This window comes from Marinospirillum alkalitolerans, from assembly GCF_045055655.1.
GTDB classification, from domain to species: domain Bacteria; phylum Pseudomonadota; class Gammaproteobacteria; order Pseudomonadales; family Halomonadaceae; genus Marinospirillum; species Marinospirillum alkalitolerans.
Genome location: NZ_JBANFI010000001.1, coordinates 495135 through 513531 on the forward strand (window position 1 = coordinate 495135; position 18397 = coordinate 513531).

Annotated in this window: 18 protein-coding genes; 2 read left to right on the forward strand and 16 right to left on the reverse strand. The window is 53.1% G+C overall.

Translation table 11 applies throughout. The features are described 5' to 3' along the window. Nucleotides 1–5: 5 nt before the first annotated feature. From V6U78_RS02210 to V6U78_RS02235, 6 genes are all read right to left on the reverse strand, one after another. Complete coding sequence (locus V6U78_RS02210; RefSeq protein WP_405336741.1) at nt 6–1022, reverse strand: hypothetical protein; 1017 nt, start codon at nt 1020–1022, stop codon at nt 6–8. 2 nt (nt 1023–1024) lie between these two features. Beyond that, the gene (gene rimK, locus V6U78_RS02215) at nt 1025–1930 is read right to left on the reverse strand and encodes a 30S ribosomal protein S6--L-glutamate ligase (protein WP_405336743.1); all 906 of its coding nucleotides are present in this window, start codon (nt 1928–1930) and stop codon (nt 1025–1027) included. 68 nt (nt 1931–1998) lie between these two features. Next, nucleotides 1999–2514 (reverse strand): ATP-dependent zinc protease family protein, encoded by a 516-nt coding sequence (locus V6U78_RS02220; protein ID WP_405336745.1) that lies wholly within the window; start codon nt 2512–2514, stop codon nt 1999–2001. 94 nt (nt 2515–2608) lie between these two features. After that, a complete protein-coding gene (locus V6U78_RS02225; protein WP_405336747.1) occupies nt 2609–3373 on the reverse strand; it encodes a metallophosphoesterase in 765 nt (254 codons plus the stop codon). Between the two features lie 12 nt (nt 3374–3385). Then, nucleotides 3386–3829, reverse strand: a complete 444-nt coding sequence (locus V6U78_RS02230) for a DUF1249 domain-containing protein (protein ID WP_405336749.1) — start codon at nt 3827–3829, stop codon at nt 3386–3388. Beyond that, nucleotides 3816–4469, reverse strand: a complete 654-nt coding sequence (locus tag V6U78_RS02235) for an NUDIX domain-containing protein (protein ID WP_405336751.1) — start codon at nt 4467–4469, stop codon at nt 3816–3818. Before V6U78_RS02235 ends, V6U78_RS02230 begins: the two co-directional genes overlap by 14 nt. Before the next feature lie 46 nt (nt 4470–4515). On the opposite strand from V6U78_RS02235, the gene V6U78_RS02240 reads away from it, so the two are divergent. Next, nucleotides 4516–5181: a GreA/GreB family elongation factor gene (locus V6U78_RS02240; protein ID WP_405336753.1), complete on the forward strand. Its 666-nt coding sequence runs from the start codon at nt 4516–4518 to the stop codon at nt 5179–5181. Here V6U78_RS02240 and V6U78_RS02245 read toward each other — a convergent pair. The 3 genes from V6U78_RS02245 to V6U78_RS02255 form a co-directional block, all read right to left on the reverse strand. Beyond that, nucleotides 5163–6764, reverse strand: a complete 1602-nt coding sequence (locus V6U78_RS02245; protein ID WP_405336755.1) for a methyl-accepting chemotaxis protein — start codon at nt 6762–6764, stop codon at nt 5163–5165. The genes V6U78_RS02240 and V6U78_RS02245 overlap by 19 nt on opposite strands. Nucleotides 6765–6906: 142 nt before the next feature. After that, nucleotides 6907–9480: a response regulator gene (locus V6U78_RS02250; protein ID WP_405336757.1), complete on the reverse strand. Its 2574-nt coding sequence runs from the start codon at nt 9478–9480 to the stop codon at nt 6907–6909. Beyond that, nucleotides 9473–12547, reverse strand: a complete 3075-nt coding sequence (locus tag V6U78_RS02255) for a PAS domain-containing protein (RefSeq protein WP_405336759.1) — start codon at nt 12545–12547, stop codon at nt 9473–9475. Before V6U78_RS02255 ends, V6U78_RS02250 begins: the two co-directional genes overlap by 8 nt. A gap of 114 nt (nt 12548–12661) precedes the next feature. On the opposite strand from V6U78_RS02255, the gene V6U78_RS02260 reads away from it, so the two are divergent. Then, nucleotides 12662–13057: a response regulator gene (locus V6U78_RS02260; protein WP_405336761.1), complete on the forward strand. Its 396-nt coding sequence runs from the start codon at nt 12662–12664 to the stop codon at nt 13055–13057. Between the two features lie 52 nt (nt 13058–13109). On the opposite strand, the gene V6U78_RS02265 is transcribed toward V6U78_RS02260, so the two are convergent. The 7 genes from V6U78_RS02265 to fdxA all read right to left on the reverse strand — a co-directional run bounded on the left by V6U78_RS02265 (nt 13110) and on the right by fdxA (nt 18382). Further along, nucleotides 13110–14051, reverse strand: a complete 942-nt coding sequence (locus V6U78_RS02265) for a chemotaxis protein CheV (protein WP_405336763.1) — start codon at nt 14049–14051, stop codon at nt 13110–13112. A gap of 141 nt (nt 14052–14192) precedes the next feature. After that, entirely contained in the window at nt 14193–14396 is a 204-nt protein-coding gene (locus V6U78_RS02270) for a YgaP family membrane protein (RefSeq protein WP_405336765.1), read from the reverse strand. Nucleotides 14397–14533: 137 nt separating this feature from the next. After that, nucleotides 14534–15181 carry a 2-polyprenyl-3-methyl-6-methoxy-1,4-benzoquinone monooxygenase gene (coq7, locus tag V6U78_RS02275; RefSeq protein WP_405336767.1) on the reverse strand — a complete coding sequence of 216 codons (648 nt, stop codon included), beginning with the start codon at nt 15179–15181 and terminating at the stop codon, nt 14534–14536. Between the two features lie 114 nt (nt 15182–15295). Further along, nucleotides 15296–16519: an acetate/propionate family kinase gene (locus V6U78_RS02280; protein WP_405336769.1), complete on the reverse strand. Its 1224-nt coding sequence runs from the start codon at nt 16517–16519 to the stop codon at nt 15296–15298. 15 nt (nt 16520–16534) lie between these two features. Next, nucleotides 16535–17509, reverse strand: coding sequence for a bifunctional enoyl-CoA hydratase/phosphate acetyltransferase (locus V6U78_RS02285; protein ID WP_405336771.1), 975 nt, complete (start codon nt 17507–17509; stop codon nt 16535–16537). A gap of 147 nt (nt 17510–17656) precedes the next feature. Beyond that, nucleotides 17657–18001, reverse strand: a complete 345-nt coding sequence (locus V6U78_RS02290; RefSeq protein ID WP_405336773.1) for a histidine triad nucleotide-binding protein — start codon at nt 17999–18001, stop codon at nt 17657–17659. Between the two features lie 54 nt (nt 18002–18055). Further along, nucleotides 18056–18382: a ferredoxin FdxA gene (gene fdxA / locus V6U78_RS02295; RefSeq protein WP_405336775.1), complete on the reverse strand. Its 327-nt coding sequence runs from the start codon at nt 18380–18382 to the stop codon at nt 18056–18058. Nucleotides 18383–18397: the final 15 nt, after the last annotated feature.

The following is an 18397-nucleotide window of genomic DNA, read 5'->3' on the forward strand; positions in this document are numbered from 1 at the left end:
AGTCCCTAATCCATTAAGCGGCGTATTTCTTCGTGTAGGCGTGCATCAAACAGCAAGGGGGCCTGAGCCAGCCAGCGTTGTGATGTCATCAGTTCACGCAGCAGGGCAATCGAGAGAATCGGGCCCTGCCATTGTGCGCCCTTGCCATCCATCTGCTGGCTCACCTTGTTGGCAAAAGTAGCGCGATAATCTTCCCAGAAGCTGGGAACAAAGCGTTTGACTGGGCGCTGGCTCATCAGTGCTAAGCGTTCTGCGATGACCAGACCACGATGGTCCAGATCCCCGAAATGCACATGGGGGACAAACTGGGGTAAAAAGCGCAGAAAATCACCGGCCAAACTCAGATGCTGCGGCGCGACCCAGACTGCAAGCAGATTATCAGGCAGATCAATATCCAGAAAAACACCACGATCTTCAATGGTCAGCACCAGATAAGGCAGTTCGCCATCGGCTTCTTTGACCTGTTGAAAGTCTCTTTCTGGGATCACGGCTTCACTGAGTTGACGCCAGATTTTTTTGAGCTCGATGGTCTGGCCATGTTTTTTGACCAGCTTCATATCCAGGCTGCCGCGTAAATGCAAGCAGCGATCATCGCACAGCTGTAAATCAGGCAGCTGTTTGTGGAGATGTTCTGGCAGCTCTTGACGAGCATCGCCCAGCAGGGCTTGCTGGACTGTCGCACGATTCAGTGTGCGGGGTAAATCTGCGCGCAGCTGCTCTTTGATAAACCCCCAGCGCTGAGCAAAAACCTCACCCAGCAGCAGGCCATCACCTTCGAGCAGAGCCATCCATTCACGCCACTGCGGCAGGCGCAGATCCAGCAGGGCTTCTAATCCACTTTGGCCGCGCGCGCTGAGGATAAACTGCTCCTCTTCTTCTGCGGGGAGAAGCCAGTTGCTGCTCATCAACTCATCGACCAACGCGGCATTATCTGCATGGCGTTGAATGCGCTGGTTCTTGTAGAGGGCAACAGCAGCTTCTTGGATAGGAAGACTCTGCCAGTTAATCTCTGCGCCAATCATGGTTAACCTTGTCCTTGTGTCCGTGTTTTATTGGGGCCGGCGTTTTTAGTCAGATATTCGATAATCAGGCCGGCAATATCTCGCCCTGTGGCGGATTCAATGCCTTCTAAGCCAGGTGAGGAGTTGACTTCCATCACCAGCGGGCCGTGATTCGAGCGTAGAAGATCCACGCCGCAGACCTTGAGCCCCATTGCCTTAGCGGCACGCACGGCAGTCGAGCGCTCTTCTGGGGTGATTTTAATCAGTTCTGCCTGACCGCCTCGATGGAGGTTGGAGCGGAACTCGCCTGGCTGAGCCTGGCGTTTCATCGCGGCCACCACCTTATCACCTATCACCAGGCAGCGAATATCGGCACCGCCCGCTTCTTTAATATACTCTTGTACCATAATGTTGGCTTTCAGGCCCATAAAAGCCTGAATCACACTTTCGGCGGCTTTTTCGGTTTCAGCCAACACCACACCGATTCCCTGCGTGCCTTCTAACAGTTTGATCACCAGTGGCGCCCCACCGACCATGCGGATCAAGTCATCGATATCATCCGGTGAGTGGGCAAAACCTGTGACAGGCAGACCTATGCCTTTGCGTGATAGAAGCTGCAAAGAACGTAGCTTATCGCGTGAACGGGTAATGGCGACCGATTCGTTCAGTGGATAGACCCCCATCATCTCAAATTGACGCAATACCGCCGTACCGTAAAAGGTGACTGAAGCGCCAATGCGTGGGATCACAGCATCAAAGGCTTCTAAATCCTCACCTTTATAGTGAATGGTTGGCTTGTGGGTGGTGATGTTCATGTAACAACGCAGGGTGTCGATCACACGGATAGTGTGCCCCCGTTCTTCAGCGGCTTCGACTAAACGGCGGCTAGAGTAAAGATTGGTATTACGAGATAGAAGTGCGATATGCATAGCGCGAGCCTAAAAAAGAGATCTAGATCTGTTTATCCAGCTGACTGCACCCACTAACGCCAATAGCATCAGCGCACTGAGTTAGGCTGGTGAGCGGCGAGAGCAGGGTGATCAGATGAGCTGTGGATAGGTGCAGATTGGATGTAACTACGACTGGGTTCAACGATTACGGGATGACGCATGGCACTACGGCCTAGCAACATAGAATATTTCATTCGTGAGCGATCAGCTAGTGTGAGTTGGACTTTTTGTTGTAGGGCGCCAATATGGAGCCAAGTTTCAATCACTAAGCGTTCTTGTAACACACCATTGGAGCTACGCACATGGCGTTGGGTGACCACGGGCAGACGCAGCTGAATCAGCTCTTCATCTGGTGCAACCCAGGTGTCAAACTCGACCCAAAGCTGCTGATCTTGCTCAAAGGTACGCAGATTCAGTGCATGTAAAGACGAGGTTTTGGCCCCTGTATCCACCTTGGCTCTGAGTGTCAGGTTGAGTTCAGGCAGCTTAACCCATTCTTTGGCACCAAGGCGAATTTCACTGGGTTTTGCGGTTGGTGATTTTTTGATCAGTGTCTCATTCATAAAGCGGTCACGTTCTTTGAGCGATTTGTACTAAAGATATCCACATGAATATCCACTTAGACTGTGAGTAAGTGTAGCTGAAATACAAGATGCTTCACTTGCTGCACATCAGCCTTGAGCTTTCTAGCGGCCAGTGACGAATCTGGGTCTGAATCTGCCCTTGAGCTGTGATATCAACCCAGCGTAGCCCACCCCCCACCTCTGGCGCGAGTGCAAACTCCTGACTTGTTGATGAAAATTGCATGACAGTCGAAGGGGCGACCCAGCATTGTGCTTCTCTTCTGCTCTGCTCAAGGGCTTGATGCCAGTGGCCAGCCAGGATCACACAGGGAGCGGTGCGATCTTGTAACGCAGTCCAAAAATCAGCGGCATTCTCAAGACCGATGCTATTCAGCCAGGGACGATCAGCCAGCAGGGGGGGATGATGCAAGGCGATCAGCAGTGGCTGATTCTGGGCGCTGGCTTGCTTAAGGCGCGCTAAACTACTTGCGTTCAGCCGCCCTGCCGCACTGTGGGGCTGATGGGTGGACAAACCGATGACCTGCCATCCTGCCCAGATGGCCTCCCATTCCGTTGCCGCCCAGCTCTGCATCATTTCAGGTGCATCGTGGTTGCCGGGTAGCCAGTGCCAAGGTCGTCCCGTTTTTTCAAGCTGCACCACCAACCAAGCATAGGTTGCTGGCTCGACATCCTGTGCCAGATCACCGCTGAGTAGCAGCCGATCCGCGCCACCGGCACAAGCCTGATCGAGTGCCAGACAGAGCGCCTGCCGACTGGAGCGCCCTCGATAGAGGCCTTGATCTGAAGCCGTGAGGTGCAGATCACTGAGCTGGGCGATACGCAGGCGAGTCGTGGACATCAGTCAGTCACCTCAGGCTGGAGTCGAAAGGGCTGGATAGCCAGTCTGGAGGGCTTCATGGAGCCACTCTCTCAATAGCTGGTTGATTTGGCGCTTTTCGTCTGGATGGTACATCTGCGCATTCGGATAGGTGTAGCGTCCCTCGCGGACTTGCTGGCGCTGATAGGCGATGACCTCAGCAAGATGCACATCCTGATAGTAACGCACCAGCATTTGTTGATCGATCAGCCAGGGTTGTGCCTCTTCTGTCGCCACTGACCAGGTCAGCTGGATCAGCTGTGTCCAGCGTGTGTTCTCAAGGCAGCGGCCTTCAAGGCGTGTGGGTGCTGAGGCGCTGCCGAGTATCAATTGCCACTGGGTTTGGGTTTGCCCATGCAGCAGTTTATGTAACAGCACATAGTTGTAGGCAGCGAGATCCTGAAGGGCTTTCAGTGTACGACGGTTAGGCTGGGTCATGATGGGCGAGCAGCTGGGCTTGTTGTTTTAAACGCGGTGCATGCAAAGCAAGCCAATGTAGCGCGATCAGGCTCATGGCATTGGCTGCGCGTCCACTCAGTGCTTGCTGCAAGGCCTCAGCGGCAGGTAAGCAGACGACGCGAATATCTTCCTGCTCATCAGCCAGCCCCGCCAAGGTGGCGGCTTGTGAGGCATCAACCAGCGCACAAAAGAGATCGACCTGTTCATCAGTGACGCCAGGACTGGAGTAGTAGCGCGTGATTTTTTCAAGGCTGAGCAGTGTGAGCTGGGCTTCCTCCCAGGCTTCACGATGGGCCACAGCCTCAGCCTCTTCGCCTGGCTCAATCAAGCCAGCGATCAGCTCCAGCAGCCAAGGACTCAGTGGATCTGTACGTGCACCGATCCGAAACTGTTCGACCAAGACGACCTGATCCCGCCAAGGATCATAAGCCAAAACACCGACGGCATTTGGGCGCAGCAGGACTTCACGACGCAGCGCTGGTGTCCAGCCGCCGGCAAAGCGCCGATGCTTGAGCTCAACGGCGGCCAGTTGGGTAAAGCCCTGATAAAGGGACTCTTGCGCGATGTACTGCACATCCTGATGCTGGAAGACCTGCGCAGAAGGGGGATCTTGCGTCATCTGACGGACTCCGTATGATGGCTCTTTTGGCGAACAGGATAACATGATGCGCGGACGAAATATGCACAGATGGCGTGATCCAGCCAAGGATCCACGCGCTGAAGAACGCTCCAATGTGATTACCCCAGAAGGCTATCAGCGCCTTCAGAAAACCCGAGACTTTCTCTGGCGGGTCAGGCATCCAGAGCTAGCGCAAAAGGTACAAGAGGCGGCTGCTCAAGGAGATCGCAGTGAAAATGCCGACTACACCTACAATAAGCGTGAGCTGAATCGCACTCTGGCGCGCATCCATCATCTAGATCGGCGTTTAGATGTGCTGAAGGTGGTGGATCGTTTACCGGCGGATCCGCAGCGGGTGTATTTTGGTGCTTGGGTGACGCTGGAGGATGAGGCGGGCGAGACACAAACCTGGCGTCTTGTCGGGCCAGATGAAGCGCGCCCCCAGCAAGGCTGGTTGAGTATCGATGCCCCCGTGGCCAGACGTCTGCTTGGGCAGCCTCTGGATGCCAGTGTGCTGCTTCCCGCTCAGCTTGGCCGTGTGCAGTCCAAAGCGCCAGCCGCCAATCCAGCAGCCAATCCAGCCGCTGAGTGGGAAGACGCGCAGGATGACGAGGAGCAGTATGAAGAGGAGCCGTCGACCTCAGTCAGCTGGACAGGGCCAGAGGCACAATACATCATTGTCGAGATCCGCTATCAGGCTGATCTGACCTGAGTTGCTGCGGCTTGAGCTTGCAGGCTATCGATAAAATGGCTTGCCAGCAGATGCAGATGGGCAACCTGATCATCCAGATCATCGGCTTCCTGGCGTGCAGCCTGCCCTGCGGCGACAGACTGTTCAGCCAGATGAGCCAGTGCACCCATTTGCTCTGTCGTTTGCTCGCTCAGTGCAGCCTGTTCTTGTGTCATTTGATTGACCAAGGCAGCAAAATCACGCATTTGATCGACCGCCTGAAGAATCTCTGCAAAACCTTGACGCATCTGATCGGCCAAAGAGACAGTTTGTGAGGAGGTGTGGACACCCTGAGTGATGGCGCTGACTGAGGCCTGGGTCGCGGTTTGTAACTCCTCTACGATGCGATTGACTTCAAGCGTGGACTGGTGGGTACGCTGAGCCAGAGCGCGAACTTCATCGGCCACCACAGCAAATCCTCGGCCCGCCTCACCGGCCCGCGCGGCTTCAATGGCCGCATTGAGAGCCAACAGATTGGTTTGCTCGGCGACCTGTGAGATGACTTCCATCACCTGTTCGATTTCTTGGCTAGTCTCAGCCAGTTCAGCAACCTGATCCTTGGCCAGATTCAGCTCTTGAGCTTGATGCATGATGGCTTCTGTCACAGCATGAATACTGGCCTGCCCGACCTGCGTTGCCTGGTGAGATTGTGCGACCGATTGCGTTGTTTTGGCCGTGCCCTCAGCGACTTCTGCTAGGCTGGCCTGCTGAGTTTGTAAGGCCTGGCGCGCTTCTTCAATCAGGCTGCCTTGGTGCTCTACATGATCGAGAGCGGCTTGGAGTTGCGCATCAGAGTTGGCTTTTTTGTGCCTGACCAGTGCAGCATTACTGTGTAGTCTGGCGACGACTGCGAGCAGTTCGCTGGTGCGGGTGGCAAGTGCAAATTCAATTCGTCCCAGTTCATCTTGGCGTCCGGTATAGAGCCAAGTCATGAAAGGATGATCATTGATTTGCCGCGCTTGTTGCTCTAAGGCCTTCAGTCCTTGAGTCAACCAATGGAGTCCACCGAGCAGAAGCAGGCCAGATCCAGCCAGCACTAAGCTCGCACTGCCACCCAGTTGCCAGAAAGCCAGCCCACTGCCAAGAGCCGTGATCAAGAAGGTGCACAAGAAGAGCTGTTGGCGGAGTGATAGGCGAATAGGCTGCTGTGGGCGAGGCGAGTTTGACCAGCGAGCATAGATACCTTCTGCGCGTGCAATCAGTGCGCGAGGTGCAGCGCGGCGCACAGACTGGTATTCCACTATTTTGCCATCTTTTTTAATCGGGGTGACATAGGCATCGACCCAGTAGAAGTCACCGTTTTTGCAGCGATTTTTAACTAGTCCCTTCCACGAACGACCCGATTGGATGGTCTTCCAGAGATCTTCAAAAGCGGCTTCGGGCATATGAGGGTGACGAATCAGATTGTGATTCTGGCCGATCAATTCTTGCTGGGTGTATCCAGAAATCTCTGCAAAGGCCTGATTAGCATCAGTGATGATGCCGCGCAGGTCAGTGATGGTGATCAGCTGGTCTTGGGGACTAACGAGGCGCTCTTGTTCGGTGATGGGTTGATTAACACGCATGACACTCTCCTTGAGTCGATCTGTGTCAATCTAAAGGCTTATTTATTGTAATGCTATTGACGCACATCAAGCCGGCTGCGATCAGTTGCCCGGGCGGCTTCTGTTTGACCTCTCCTTGTTTTGGCCTAGCTATGGATTGGCTTTAGTCCATCTGCTGTTGATGGAGCAGTTCTGGCAAGAGGGTTTCAAGGGCTTCCAGTAGGCTAAAATACAGTGGCTCAAGCTGGTTGAGCGGTAGGGCTTGGTGACAGCTGGCTTCAAGCTGACGAGCCTTGTCTTCGGCTTCTTGAGCCGCAAAGGTGGCCAGCAGACTTTTTAAGGTGTGAGCCTCGGCAGCCAGAGCAGGGAGATCGACCTCTTGCCAGGCTTTGATCAGCTGGCGTTGGTGTTGTTCATATTCATCAATAAACATATCCAAGGCCATACGCAACAGGCCAGCATCACCGCCAAGACGCTCTACAGCCAAGGGCCAGTCTATTTTAGGTGGCTGCGGCTGTAACAGTGGGCGTTCAGGCGCTGGATGGCTTGAGTCTGAGGGGGTATGAAGTGTTTGTGCGAGTAGATTGTCGGCCTGATCGAGCAACGCATCCCATTCACTTTTTGGCTCTGGGGTTGATCGTTGCTGAGCTGTGTTGGTCGCCAACTCTTTTGGCTGCATCACCCGCTGGATTTCCTGGCGTAGCTGCTCGGGATTAACGGGTTTCGGGACATAGCCTTGCATACCTTCTGCGAGACACCGCTCCTTGTCTCCCTGCATCGCATTGGCGGTCATGGCAATAATCGGGATGGGTGGCAGGCCTTGTTCCTGCTCATAGAGACGACGTTGCCGAGTGGCTTCTAAACCATCCATCACTGGCATCATCATATCCATCAGAACCAGATCAAAAGAAGCGGTGCGGAGTTGATCTAAAGCGGCCTCGCCGTCTTCAACCCAGCTGACCTGATGGCCATCGCGTGCCAGCAGCTTCATGGCCAGCTTCATATTAACCTGGTTATCCTCTGCCAGCAGGATCTTGAAGCCTGTTGGATGGCTCGCTGCGAGAGTCTGGGGTTGGTGCTGGGCCAGCAGGCGCTGTAAGGCCTCTTGCAACTCGGTGAGTGTCAGCGGTTTAGTGAGATAGCCCATTAAGCCCAGTTCATGGCAGCGCTTGGCATCACCTGTCTCCGCTGAGGCGCTGAGCATCAGCACCTGGGTTGCGGCAAGCTGCGGTTCTTGGCGCAGCTGTTCCACAAAACGAAAACCATCCATGCCAGGCAGATGCGCATCCACCAAAACCGCATCATAGGGTTGATGTTGTTGGGCCTGATATTTGAGCTGAAAAAGTGCTTCCGGGCCAGAGGTCGCCAAGCCAGGCTCAAGGCCGAGCTGCTGGAGCATCGCACTGATCACGCGGCGACTCACTGGGTGATCCTCAGTTAGTAGAACGCGAAAACCACTGAGATCACAGGGGCGCACAGGTTGATGGTCTGAGGCTTGCATCAGTTGGATGGGGAGTTGAAGCCTAAAGCAGGAACCTTGCTGTAACTGACTGGTGGCCTGAATACGTCCGCCCATCAGCTCAGCCAGATCTTTGACAATCGAGAGTCCAAGGCCTGTCCCTTCAAACTGGCGATTGCGCTGATTTTGCGCTTGCTCAAAGGGTTCGAAGATATGTTCAAGCGTTGCAGCATCCATACCTATCCCTGTATCGCGCACCACCAGCTCCAACTCAGCTGTTTTCTCACTCGCGGCCACCAGGCGTGCTTCGAGCGTCACCTCACCCACCTGGGTGAATTTAATCGCATTGCCCAGCAAATTGATCAACATCTGACGCAGGCGAGCTGGGTCGGTCATCACATAGCGTGGCAGATTCGGATCAATATCATAATGCAGCTGTAGGCGTTTGAGCTTGGCACGCGCGGCCAGACTTTTGACTGTTTGACCAAGCAGCTCGATTAAATCAAAGGTTTTTGGTTGCAGATCTAGCTTACCGGCTTCGATCTTGGATAAATCGAGCAAGTGATTAATGATTTCCAATAGGTGATCTGCGGACATGCGTGCCAGATCGAGATATTCTTTTTGCTCTTCGTTCAATTCACTATGCAGTACCAGATCCAGCATGCCGAGGATGCCATTCATCGGTGTGCGAATTTCATGGCTCATATTTGCGAGAAACAGGCTTTTGGCCTGACTGGCCTGTTGTGCTTTTTGCATCTGTTCGGCGAGCTGTGCTTGGCTGAGGCAGCCAAGACAAAACTGAGCAAGGCGATCCATCAGCGGTTGGAGCTGCTCAGGATGCAGTTCGGCTTCAAGTGGCTCACTGGTTTCTAGCCAGAGTAATCCAAAACCAGGCAAAGAAAAGAGCACCTGATGGCGGTTGTTGTCAGACCATTGCATGGGCAGGGTCTGCGCGGCCCATTCCAAGAAGGGGTGATAGTACTCAGGCCAGTTGAACTGCTGCTCTAGCTTGCTCAGCGCCACACTCGCAGCGGCAGTGTTGGGAAAATGATTGAGCGGTGTGAGGCGTGCTGTCAGCAAGCAGCGCGCTTCCTCGCCTAGCCCTGCGTTCCAGATTTCTTGTTGATGGCGCACCAGCTGCCACACCTGAGCCGAACGCACAGGAAGATGCTCCATCAGTCCTTTCAGCGTGCGATCCAGCATCACCTCCAGCTCCTGACTGGTGCCCATGCTGAGCGCAAGTTGATAAAGGTGAGCGTCTTGAGAGGCGTTATTCATGGGCAGACTCGGATGAAGTAAACAAGGGCTGAGCAATGGCTTGGCAGGCTGTCACCAGCTGGGGACGCCATAAGGCAAGATGATACATAAAGTAGTGCAGATCAGCACTCAGTGATGCCGAAACGGGTTGATCTAACTGCGTGATCAACTGTTGAAGTGGTGTCACGAGATGGTGGACTTGCAATAGGCTAAGCTGGCTGAATAGCAGATGGAGCAGCGGAGCGAGAGGCTGCTGCCTGGCCAGCGCCTGTTCGATGTCCGCGCACAGAGGATCGAATTGCGCCAAGACATGTGGCGCATAGTCAGCCAGCAGCGTGTTGGGCAGCGCTGTCCACTGCCACTCAGTTGGCAAGATCGTCAGGCCAGGTGGTGGCAGGGGTTGATAAAGCTGCTGCACCTTTGCCTGTAACTCGTCCCACAGGGGCGGCCAGCTCAGATGCTGTGTCCTGCTACACTGCTGCAGCTGCTGCTGATCTTGATGTGTTAGTAGTGGAGCCAGCAGCAGGATGGGCTGATGCCAATCAGGGTGAGCCTGTTGGTGGTTCTGGATCCACTCCAGTGCATTGAAAAATGGCGGGTAATGGAGAATCACCAGCGGTGCCAGTGGCCATTGTGCCGTGTCGGCTTCGAGATCCAACTCGATCACCTGTGCGCCTTGGGCACTGAGTAGTTGCTGGCCGCTGTAGCGACTGGTGGCCTCACTGGCGAGCCACAACAGAGGCTGGGGCTCAGTTAAGGCGGGTAAGCGCGCCCGCCCCGGCTGGATCACTTGCAGAGCGAGTGTCACGGTAAAGCTCGAGCCTTGCCCAGGCTGGCTGTTGAGGCTGAGTTCTCCACCCATCAGCTGAATCAAATGCTGACAAATGGAAAGCCCCAGCCCTGTGCCACCGAATTGGCGTGTCGTTGAGGTATCGGCTTGGGTGAAGGCTGAGAAAATGGCCTGCTGTTGATCGGCGGCAATACCTATACCGCTGTCTTCAAGTGTCAAGCTGAGTTGCCCTTGATCTGCGCTTGTTTGCTGCCAGCTAAAAGACCAGCGTAGATAGCCGCTTTGGGTGAATTTAATGGCATTATCACCTAGGTTCATGATCACCTGACGCAAGCGCCCGCTGTCCAGTAAGACTTCTTTGGGCAGTTGATGCACTGGCTGAGTGAGCCCCCACTCAAAACTCAGGTTCTTTTGGTGCGCGCGCATGGCAAGGCTTTTCATCGGTTGCGTCAGCAGAGCGAGCAGATCCGTTGGTTGTGGATCAAGATGGAGCTTGCCCGCTTCGATTTTAGAGAAATCAAGCAGATCATTGAGCAGTACCAACAGTGCCTGTGCTGAACTCTCGACGAGCTGCAAATAGTCTTTTTGCGTCGGCGTCAGCTGTGTTTCCAGTGCTAGCGCTGTCATGCCCAAAATCCCATTCATCGGTGTGCGGATTTCATGGCTCATATTGGCGAGGAACTGGCTTTTGGCTAAGCTGGCCGCTTCTGCTGCTTCTTTGGCCTGCAACAGGCTCGCCTCCCAGGCGCGGCGCTCACTCAGATCAACCACCACACCGACCAAGCCCAGAATGCTGCCATCTTCCGCCGTTAATGGCTCTTTATGAAAACTGGCATAGCGTTCGCGTCCGCTTCCATCTCTATATTCGGCTTCATACTGCTGTCCCTTGCCTTCTAGAATCAGCTGTTGATCGAGCTGCTCATGCAGTTGTGCCAGCTCAGGTGTAAATAAATCCTGAGCGCTCAGACCGATGCAGTTGCTGAGGTGCATCTGCTGTTGAAAAGCCTGATTCACTTGCAGATAACGCCCTTGACGATCCTTCAAAAAAACCGGTAACGGCACCGCCTCCAAAATATCACGCATCCATAAGTACTGTTTGCGCAGATCCTGTGCCATTTTTTCCAGTGCTTGATTCTTGGCAAAGAGCTTTTCTTCAAGGCGTTTTTGCTGGGTGATATCGGTGCGTATCGCAATATACTGCTCTGGTTCGCCCTGAAGATTCAGAAAAGGCACCAACGTAGCTGCCACCCAGTAGAGCTCGCCTGATTTGGCTCGGTTACAAATTTCGCCATGCCAGACTTCGCCCTGTGCAATGGCTTTCCACAGCTGACTAAAAAAAGCCCGTGGATGGTGGCCACTATTCACAATGCGATGGTTTTGCCCAAGCAATTCTTGCGCGCTATAGCCGCTGATATTGACAAATTGCTGATTCACATAGGTGATGGTGCCAGCTGGATCCGTCATGCTGACAATACTATGTTGATCCAGTGCAAATTCACGTTGACGCAGTGCATGGGTCGTTTTTTCCAGAGCACGGCTTTTCTCACGCGCCAAGCGCAAGGCACGTACGATGCGCCCATCCATCCAGATCAGCGCTCCTACACCACATAACAGCACACCGAAAATCATCGCAAAAAAGACCGTCAGGCGCTGATTCTGTTGAGCAAAGGCTTGATGTATCGGCAGGCTCACGACCTGAATACCGCGCAGATCACCCACCTGCCAATCACGTCGTGGTGAGGCCGGATGCTGGTTATGGCAGCCAACGCAAGAGGCATCAAGACGAATGGGCAGGGCATAGCTTAAAAACGGCTGACCCTCAATCTGATCGACTCGGTGATAGGCGCTATGATCAGGCTGGGAGAGATGGGCGAGGGCTTCTTGCTCAAAAGGTTTGAGCTGGCGTTCAGCACGTTGAGGAAAGGGGTAGTGGCTGACCTGCGACAGATAGACCTGCTGATCTTGCTGATTGATATATTCGACCAGATCCAGTGTCAAGGTTGCGGGTATCGGCAGCGCAAACTCCTGTTGTTGATAGTCTTCGCTGATGATTAAATCAGGGTGATGATGCAAAGGAGCCAGCAGGATATCAGAATAAAAAGAGCGGAACTGCATGACTGCATCAGAGTAGGCTTTGGAAGAGCGCAGTAAGACATCCTGCTCAACACCACGCGCCATCCAGCTGCCAAGAAACATCAATCCGAGCGCGACAAGGACGGCCGCAATAAAGATGAGATTGCGAAAGCGACGATACTCCAGCTGAGTGCTGAGATGGGAATCGGAGGAAGGTGTCGCCATGGACTGCTACCAAAAGACGGTTTTTTTTACATTTTGCCACAAAAACCCTAATATGCGCAGTGATTCTTGGTTCGAGTCATTCTTCTTCATGGATAGCAACCTAAAGGCCTTCAATTGAGTACATCTGCCCCTGCCGAGCCCGCCCCGATTCGGGTCATCATCGCTGACGATACTTCGATCATGCGTAGTCTGCTGCGCCAAATCCTGAAGGATCGCGGTTTTCAGGTTGTGGCAGAAGCGGGGAATGGCGTGGATGCTGTCCAGCTGGTCAAGCAGCATAAACCTCAGGTGGTGTGTCTCGATATTGAGATGCCAGAAATGAGCGGTTTAGAGGCTTTGGTTAAAATCAGAAAAATGGACGAGCCACCTGAAGTCATTATGGTCACTGGCGATAGTCAGGCTGCTAGTGTCCAGCAGGCGATGCAGGCTGGCGCGCGCGGCTATATTTTGAAACCCTTCCAAGCGGATAAGATCGTTAGCAGCATTTATAAAGCCTTGCAGCCTAAATAAGCTTTAAGCCAATGAGCGCGGTGCAGTCAAGCGCCGCGCTGCTGGATGCTGATCAGCCTTGTGTTGAGCGCAAACGAAAATGATCCAGTACCGCTTGAGCGAGTTCGTTGGCATCAAATTTGGCAATAAAATTATCAGCGCCGACGCGAGCCACCATCGACTTATTAAACACCCCAGATAAAGAAGTGTGCAGCAATACGTGCAGTGGAGCCAGGCGCGGATCTGCCTTCACTTTGCGGGTCAGTGTATAGCCATCCATCTCCGGCATTTCGATATCAGAAATCATCATCAGGTATTCCTGATTAATATCCTTGCCCTCGTGAGCGAGCTGCATCAAATGTTCGTAGGCTTGCAAGCCATCTTTGAGCAGGAAGGACTCCAGTTCGACTTCTTCAAGGCAGCGTTTGATCTGGTTACGGGCGACCACCGAATCATCAACGACCAACAGCTTGCGTGGCACCTGAGCCGTTTTGAGTGATTCAAAGTCATCATTGAGTTGTGCGTTCATGTGCATCGCTGAAGGCGTGACTTCAGAGATGACCTTTTCGACATCCACTATCTCAACCAGCTGATTGTTATAACGCGTCACAGAGGTCAAATAGTGCCGATGACCTATGCCTTTGGGGGGCAGCAGAATATCGCTCCACTGCAAGTTAATAATGTTCTCTATCGATTGGACTAAAAAGCCCTGCATGCGGCGATTGTATTCGCAGACAATCACCTGCTGCTTGCGTGGTTCAGTCACCTTGCCTGATTGAATCGCGCTCAGCATATCCAGAATAGGGAGCGGGCCATCCATAGTGTTGGCCACCCCCACCACATGGGGGTGATGATAGGGAAGTTGAGTCAATGCTGGGCAAGGAATGATCTTTTTGACCTTAAATACGTTAATGCCGTAAATCTGCCCGTTTTGTAAGCGAAACAGCAGTAGCTCTAGGCGATTCTCACCTGCCATCTGTGTGCGCTGATTCACATTGTGTAGCAACTGGCTCATGGCTATCCCTCAGGTTCATAAACTGGCAGGCTGATTGAACCTTGAAGCATAGCAGGATGCAAACATTATTCATCAAAACTTAAAAAAGAAAGACAAAAAAGCCCATCAGTTTTACCTAGATGGGCCTTTGGGTTGCTGTTGCTATTTGAAGGCGCTGCCTGTAGGAATGCCAAGCTTTTTGAATAGCATCACTGCAGGGCAGAAGCCGGTAAAGCTGGCTTGGAGCATGTTCAGGCCGATCAACACGGTGAGCCACATAAAAGCGGGATGCACCAGTTGCGTGAGAGCGACGCTGACCAGAATCATGATGCTGGCAAAGGTCAGTAGAGCGCGATCAATATTCATTGCGTGACTCCTAAAAAGAGGGGTTGGGTAAGAGCTTTATTGCTGATAGATTAAATAATTAGATCATTCTTATTTAGTCTTAGCATACACCCTCTGGCTAGAAGCAACAAGTGGATCTCTCCCTAGGCCATCATCCATTACAGGCGATAAACGCTCTTAGTCATCACCTTGGACATCAATGTCATCACCTTCTTCACCGGTGCAGGAAAACGCACCCCCCCAGCAGCCAGTGCCCAGTCAGCATGATGAGCTTCGTCCTCATGCATCTGCTGTAAAATCGCGCGCGAGCGTTGATCCTGTGCAGGTAAGGATTCAAAGTGCTCTTCTAGGTGATGACACACCTGATCTTCGGTGGCGGCTACAAAACCGAGGCTATAACGATCGCCCGCCAAGCCCGCAGCAGCGCCGATGCCAAAAGACAAGCCATAAAAAAGAGGATTCAGGAGGCTGGTGCGGCTATCCAGTTCTTGTAAGCGCTGGTCACACCAAGCCAGATGATCGATTTCTTCTTGTGCTGCCTGAGTCATCTGGTCGCGGACTTCATCCAGTTTGGCCGTCAGTGCTTGGCCTTGATAGAGAGCTTGGGCACAGACCTCACCGGTATGGTTGATCCGCATCAGGCCAGCGGCATGGCGTTTTTCTTCATCGCTCATCTCTGTGTGTTCTTGTTGTAACGCAGGATTCGGGCGATAGGGTTGCGCTGCGCGTGGAATCAGCGTGCGCAGCAGGATATCGACCTGTTCAATCATCTGGTCGGTTCGATTCAGTTGGCGTGAACGAGACATACTGGCCTCCATTGGCAAAGGTAAACCCCCAGTCACGGAGGTGGAATGAAGATGCAGCCTGTATCTGATCTGGGCTTTTGCAGGATCGCCTGCAGCAGCCCAGTGCTGGGTTCTTTAGGCGACGCCCAGTTGTTTCAGTGTATGGCGCGCAATCATCTTTTCTTCGTTGGTTGGAATAGAGAAGATTTTAACGCGACTGGCGTCAGATGAAATCAAATATTCATTCGCTTGGTTACGTCGTGGATCGATTTCCATGCCCAGCCAGGCATTTTGCTCAACCACAGCGGCGCGCAAATCAGCATCGTTTTCGCCGACACCGCCAGTGAAGACCATCACATCGACACCACCCAGTGCTGCGGCCAGTGAGCCTGTCTCGCGCGCAATACGATAGACAAACATATCGATTGCGGCCCGAGCCAGTGGATCACTGGATTGCTTCAGGGTGATCATTTCTGAGGCGATCCCACCTGAAACACCATACCAGCCGCACTCTTTATAGAGCATTTTTTCCAGCGCTTTGGCATCCATGCCCTTTTCTTGCATTAAATACAGCAGCACACCAGGATCGAGCTGACCACAGCGCGTGCCCATTGGCAGGCCCTCAACGGCGGTAAAGCCCATGGTGGAAGCGCGGCTCTGGCCTTGATCGATAGCGCACATCGAGCTGCCTGCACCAAGATGCGCCACGATCAGTTTTTTCTCTGCCAGCTCAGCATCCAGGCGCGAGAGCTTATCGTGGATATATTCATAAGAGAGGCCATGGAAGCCATAGCGTCTGACGCCTTCGTCTGTGTACTGGCGCGGAATGGCAAATTCACTGGCAATGCGTGGAATGCTGGTATGAAAGGCCGTATCAAAGCAAGCCACTTGCGGACAGTTGGGCAAGAACTCTTGACAGAGGTAAATCAGCTTTAAGTTATACGGCTGGTGGAGCGGGGCCAGCGGCACCAGCGTTTCTAAAAAGGCCATGACATCGGCATCCACAACAACGGGTTGCGCATAACGCTCGCCGCCATGCACCACTCGATGACCAACCCAGGCAATTTCATATTGCGGCGTGTTTTTCTCTATCCACTGCAAGACAAACTTAAGCGCATGGGCATGCGCCTGCTGATTGGCCACATCAAGCTGTTCTTTATCCAGTACTTCTTTATCAACCAGCACACCATCTGGATGTTCGCTGTGATCATAGATCTCAAGGCGTGCAGGCCCAGCAAGGTTCGCGACCTTGACGCGAAAATGCTGGCTGACTTCACCCTGATCCACATTAAAGAGTGAGCATTTCAGGCTCGAAGAGCCAGCGTTGACGATCAAAATCATTTGTTTTTTGCTACTCATACTCCACTCCTTGAATTAAACCAGACGGCCCATTTTGCGGGCGACCATGACAGCCACAGCACAAGAGGATAAGCGCTCTAAAGGTTTGGCGGCACGGCTGGTCAGAATGATCGGGACGCGCGCCCCCATCACGATGCCTGCGGCCTTGGCATTGGCCAGATATTGCAGCTGCTTGGCAAACATATTGGCCGATTCCAAATCAGGAGCTGCCAGAATATCGACATCACCGGGAATGGGGGAGTTGATGCCCTTGTCTTCGGCGGCTTCTTTAGAGATGGCGTTATCAAAGGCCAAGGGGCCGTCGACCAGTGCGCCAGTGATCTGGCCACGATCGACCATCTTGCACAGGGCCGCCGCATCCAGTGTTGACTGAATATGGGGCTTGACCTTTTCAACCGCGGAAAGAATAGCAGCCTTAGGCAGATCGACACCCAGCGCATGTGCGCAATCAATCGCATTTTGCAGGATATCGCGCTTATCCAGCAGATTTGGGGCGATATTGATCGCGGCATCAGTGATGAAGAGTGTCTTGTGATAGCTGGGCACGTCCATGATGAAGACGTGAGATAGGCGGCGTTCGGTGCGCAGTCCGCCTGTTCTGGAGACAACCGCGCCCAAGAGTTCGGAGGTGCCAAGCTTGCCTTTCATCAGTGCGTGGACCTGGCCGAGGCGTGCCATTTCAACGGCCTTCTCCGCGGCTTGGTGGCTGTGCTCGGTATCGATGATTTGGTAGTCCTTCAGATCCAGCTGGTTTTCAGCAGCGACAGCACGAATTTTCTTTTCTGGACCGACAAAAATGGGGGTGATGATGCTGGCTTCGGCAGCCTCAAGTGCGCCTTCTAGGCTATTAAAATCGACTGGATGAACCACCGCTGTCGCCACAGGTGGAGCATCCTTGGCTTGCTGGAGAATGTTTTCGAGCTGGTAGTGCTTAACGTTTTTGGCTTCAAGTGCGTGGGGGGCTAGAACCTTCTTGATGGCATCATTCATTGCAGATCATCCTTTTATCAAAAAATAAAACAAGAGAGTCGGTGGGATATTAAAACTGTGTTCAATCTCAATGCGGTGACAAAGGGCTGATGAGTTGATGACCAGCAGGTGATCAGCCCTCTGCCAAGAGCAACAATACGCAGAGGTTTAACCAGGTGGCCAGCTCAGACCGCGCCCAGCCAGCACGTGCATATGGATGTGCCAGACAGTTTGACCGCCATCCTGATTGCAGTTCATCACCACACGATAGCCTGCATCAGCAAACCCGAGCTCTTTGGCCAGCTTAGCGGCAGTGATTTGTAAGCGTCCCACCAGCGCGGCATCTTCTTCTTCGAGATCATTTAAGGTGGTGATGTGCTTTTTCGGGATCACCAGCAGATGGATAGGGGCAGCAGGGTGGATGTCATGGAAGGCGATCACCTGATCATCTTCGTAGGCAATCTTGGCAGGAAGTTGATGCTGGGCGATCTGACAAAAAATACAGTTTTCCATAGGCGCTCCTTAAAAAAACGGCCAGAAATCGCTCTGGCCGTGAAGTGAATCTGCTTACTCTTTTAATAGATACTGGCGTTTGTCCTTTTTACCATCCCATTCTGCGGCCTCAGGAAGCGGGTCCTTGCGTTCGCTGATATTAGGCCAGACTTCAGCCAGTTCAGCATTGATCTGCACGAAGTCTTGCATGTCGGACGGCAGTTCATCCTCTGAATAGATCGCCTTGGCTGGGCACTCAGGTTCGCAGAGGGCGCAATCGATACATTCGTCTGGGTTGATGACCAAAAAATTGGGCCCTTCATAAAAGCAATCAACCGGGCAGACTTCAACACAGTCTGTATATTTGCAACGAATGCAGTTTTCAGTCACAACAAAAGCCACGCGCTTCTCCTCATC